Below are 3826 nucleotides of genomic sequence, written 5' to 3'. Positions count from 1 at the left end.
ATTAATACAAACCATTTTGAACTCAAAGCTACTTTAAATGGTGTTAATGGTCGATTTATTTTAGATACTGGAGCTTCAAATTCTTGTATTGATATTCAGTTAGCAGATAAATTTAAATTAGATGTTAAAGATTCTGAAACTAAAGCAGCTGGTGCTGGAGCAATTGATATGGAAACTAAAATTTCTTTAAAGAATATACTACAAATTAATAAATGGAAATTTAAGAATTGTCATATCGTATTATTAGACTTAAAACACGTAAACACTGCATTAATTGAGCATAAAGCTGAAGCAGTTGATGGTATTATAGGGGCTGATATCTTAGAAAATGGAAAAGCAATTATTGATTATAAAAAACATAGACTGTACTTAAAAAAGTTAGTATTTAAGTTTTAATGAGTGTTAAAACATCATGTTATTCTACCTTCAGTAAAAAACCGATTATGGTTTAAATCAGGTGCTATAAATCCTTCAATAATAAAATTTTTATTAAAAGATTTGGAATTGTTATTGATTTTGTAATAATTGAGTTCTCTTTTTCTGTTGCAAAAATAGATTTAAATTCCAGTTGTAAGATGTTCTCATCTATACTTTTTGATGATTCCACTGTTTGAGTTTTTAAAGCATAATTATAAATAATTAGAGTTAAAAGTAGCAATGTATTTTTATGCATTAGTTTAAATTTGAATGCAAAATTATTTATGATTAGTCTAAATGTTTGGTTTAATAAGTATGTTACAACACTATTGTTTCAAAGTATATAAAGGTTTTAGCATCAATATTTAATAGCTTTATACAAAAATTAACTGCTTAGGCAACCTTTTATGTATAATTTGCGTCTATATAATTAGACAAGAAATTTATTTAACTTTTGAAAATTATTCAATTTTTTAAAAACGAGGAAAAGCTCATAATAAGAGCCATACAAAATAATAGAGAGGCACAGCATTTGTTGTTTAAGTTGTATGCTCCAAAAATGTTGAGTGTTTGTAGGTATTATATCAAAGATATTCAATTTGCTGAAGATGCCATGCTTAAAGGCTTCTTTAAAGTATTTTCTAATTTAAATAAATTTCAAAATAACGGAAGTTTTGAAGGATGGATTCGTAAAATTATGATACGAGAATCTATTTCCTTTTTAAGAAAACAAAAGAAAATTGAATTTGTGTATGAAGAAGTATTTCCAATTGAAGCTTCAAATACTATTTATTCTGATATGGAAGTTGCTCAAATACAGCAACTTATTGATGAGCTACCAAGTGGATATAAAATAGTTTTTGTAATGTTTGTTATTGAAGGGTATAAACATCAAGAAATTTCAAAAATGTTACAAATAACTGAAGGAACTTCAAAATCGCAATTGTTTAAAGCTAGAAAAATGCTTCAACATAAAATTAATAAACTTAATAATACAAGCAATGGGACTTTATAAATTTGAACAAGACATAAAAGAAAAGCTTGAAAAACGCACAATACAACCATCAGAAAACGCTTGGAATAAATTAACAAATAAGTTTGAATTAACAAATACTAAAAAAAGTAATAAGGTGTATTGGATAATTGGAATAGCTGCAAGTATTATTGGAATTTTATTTACAATTCCTTTATTTCTTAATAATGATATTAAAAAACCATCTCCAGTTATAGTAGATACAAAACCTATTAAAAAAGTTGAAATTAAAGCTTCAATTCAGGAAGTAAAAACGGTAGTTGCCGAAAAAAATAAACGTGAAACTAAAATACTAGATAATCCGGTAATAGTTTCAAAATCAATAAAACAACCTTTTAATAATTCTAAAAATCAATTTGATATTACAAAAAATAATGTTGTTAAAGTGTTGCAAAGTAAAAATAAAACTTTAACTGAAGTTGCTGTTACACAAAGTGATTTTAATTCTAGTCAAGCTTCTTTAATTAATAATAAAGCTATTCAAAAACAAGAGTATAAAAAGTTGAATTATACAATTACAGATTCAGATATTGATTCGCTTTTAAGCCAAGCTCAAAAAAAGATGTTATTACAACCCATTTATACCGAAAAATCTAAAACGGTTGATGCCAATAAATTACTTCAAGACGTTGAAGCAGAACTAGATAAATCGTTTAGAAATAAAGTTTTTAAAATGTTAAAAATAAATTACGAAAACATGAAAATTACAATTGCACAACGTAATGACTAAACAAATAATTCATTAAAATTAAGAAACATGAAAAGCATAACTAAATTCTTAGCTATTTTAACAATATGTTTAAGCTCTCAAATTATAATTTCTCAAGAAACTAATAATAGCTTTAAAATAAAATCTTTACAACAGCAAAAGGAAACAATTAAAACTGAAGAGCGTAGTTTTTTAAAATCAGAAGTAGAAATTATTATTAAACGTTTAGAAGATAAAAAAATAACAAAAAAAGAAGCAGATAGTTTAAAGCAAAATGTAGCTACAAAAAGAGCGTTAAATATTGAAAATAGAACGGAAATTATTAATAATAAAATTGCACTATTAAAGCGAAATGAAGATGGTTATAATGAAAATAGTGATGAAGATTACTCACAAGCAGGATTTAGTATTAATGATAGAAAAGGAAGTTTAATAGGAATTAAAATAAAAGGGAGTAACAAACCTAGAAAATATGATAGACGTACTTTTAGTGAATTAGTTATTGCAATTGGATTTAATAATGCCATAGTTGATGGAGAAAAATTAGATAATTCTCCTTATCAATTTGGAGGATCTCGATTTTTTGAAATAGGTTGGGCTTGGAAAACAAGAGTTTTTAAAGAATCAAATTTTGTACGTTTTAAATATGGGATTTCCTTGCAAATGAATGGCTTAAAACCAACCGAAAATAGATATTTTGTGGATAACAATAATCAAACAGAACTTGAAGTTTTTCCTAATGAATTAAGAAAATCTAAACTAAGCATAACAAATTTAGTAGTTCCTGTTCATTTTGAATTTGGGCCCTCTAAAAAGATAGAAAACGATAATTATTTTAGGTATAGTACACGTAAACAGTTTAAAATAGGGGTTGGTGGCTACGCTGGGTTTAATATTGGAACACGACAAAAATTAAAATATACACTTAATGGAGATCGAGTAAAAGATAAATTAAAACATGATTATAATACAAGTAATTTGGTTTATGGTTTGAGTTCTTATGTTTCTTTTGGTACTACAGCTTTGTATGTAAAATACGATTTATCACCAATTTTTAAAAATCAAACCATAAAACAAAATAACATTTCATTAGGTATTCGGTTTGATATGGAATAGAAAAAATATTGAAGTTTTTGTTCGTTTTCTATTATAATTCCAACGCTTTTTTAGGATTGTTGTTCATTAATAACTGAACTGGATTTTCAAGTGCTTCTTTTACAGCAACCAAAAATCCAACAGATTCACGTCCATCAATAACTCTATGATCGTAAGATAAAGCAACATACATAATAGGTCTAATAACAACTTCGCCATTCACAGCAATAGGTCTTTCAACGATATTATGCATTCCTAAAATACCACTTTGAGGTGGATTAATTATTGGAGTTGATAGCATAGAACCAAATACTCCTCCGTTTGTAATGGTAAACGTACCACCTGTCATTTCATCGACTGTAATTTGACCGTCACGTGCTCTTAAAGCTAAACGTTTTACTTCGCTTTCAACACCTCTAAAAGATAAGTTTTCAGCATTTCTAATTACAGGAACCATTAATCCTTTTGGTCCTGAAACTGCAATTGAAATATCTTGAAAATCATGCATGATTTTATAATCACCGTCTATCATTGCATTCACATCTGGAAACATTTTTAAAGCTCTAACAATA

General features: G+C 26.7%; 6 protein-coding genes. 4 read left to right on the top strand and 2 right to left on the bottom strand.

Translation table 11 applies throughout. The features are described from left to right. A complete protein-coding gene (locus tag QM495_RS07570) occupies nucleotides 1–396 on the top strand; it encodes a retropepsin-like aspartic protease (RefSeq protein ID WP_408671504.1) in 396 nt (131 codons plus the stop codon). A 64-nt stretch (nucleotides 397–460) separates the two neighbouring features. Here QM495_RS07570 and QM495_RS07565 read toward each other — a convergent pair whose 3' ends face one another. Further along, on the bottom strand, nucleotides 461–673 hold the full coding sequence (locus tag QM495_RS07565) for a hypothetical protein (RefSeq protein ID WP_408671503.1): 213 nt from the start codon (nucleotides 671–673) through the stop codon (nucleotides 461–463). Between the two features lie 198 nt (nucleotides 674–871). Here QM495_RS07565 and QM495_RS07560 point away from each other — a divergent pair, with 198 nt between their 5' ends. From QM495_RS07560 to QM495_RS07550, 3 genes are read left to right on the top strand one after another with little or no spacing between them, the layout of a single operon-like run. Then, nucleotides 872–1432 (top strand): RNA polymerase sigma factor, encoded by a 561-nt coding sequence (locus QM495_RS07560; protein ID WP_408671502.1) that lies wholly within the window; start codon nucleotides 872–874, stop codon nucleotides 1430–1432. Next, nucleotides 1419–2180, top strand: coding sequence for a hypothetical protein (locus tag QM495_RS07555; RefSeq protein ID WP_408671501.1), 762 nt, complete (start codon nucleotides 1419–1421; stop codon nucleotides 2178–2180). Before QM495_RS07560 ends, QM495_RS07555 begins: the two co-directional genes overlap by 14 nt. A gap of 27 nt (nucleotides 2181–2207) precedes the next feature. Further along, nucleotides 2208–3275 carry a hypothetical protein gene (locus QM495_RS07550; protein ID WP_408671500.1) on the top strand — a complete coding sequence of 356 codons (1068 nt, stop codon included), beginning with the start codon at nucleotides 2208–2210 and terminating at the stop codon, nucleotides 3273–3275. A 31-nt stretch (nucleotides 3276–3306) separates the two neighbouring features. On the opposite strand, the gene QM495_RS07545 is transcribed toward QM495_RS07550, so the two are convergent. After that, nucleotides 3307–3826 (bottom strand): 2-oxo acid dehydrogenase subunit E2 (locus tag QM495_RS07545; protein WP_408671499.1); only part of this gene is annotated, 520 nt, incomplete at its 5' end.

Origin of the sequence: Lutibacter sp., assembly GCF_046055765.1 — a bacterium.
Taxonomy (GTDB): Bacteria; Bacteroidota; Bacteroidia; order Flavobacteriales; family Flavobacteriaceae; genus Lutibacter.
The sequence above is the reverse complement of the archived record's forward strand: the minus strand, read 5'-3'. Positions and strand labels throughout refer to the sequence as shown.

Coding starts and splice junctions, on each gene's coding strand:
- QM495_RS07565 (WP_408671503.1), bottom strand. CDS start 673: ATGCATAAAAATACATTGCTACTTTTAACTCTAATTATTTATAATTAT.
- QM495_RS07555 (WP_408671501.1), top strand. CDS start 1,419: ATGGGACTTTATAAATTTGAACAAGACATAAAAGAAAAGCTTGAAAAA.
- QM495_RS07550 (WP_408671500.1), top strand. CDS start 2,208: ATGAAAAGCATAACTAAATTCTTAGCTATTTTAACAATATGTTTAAGC.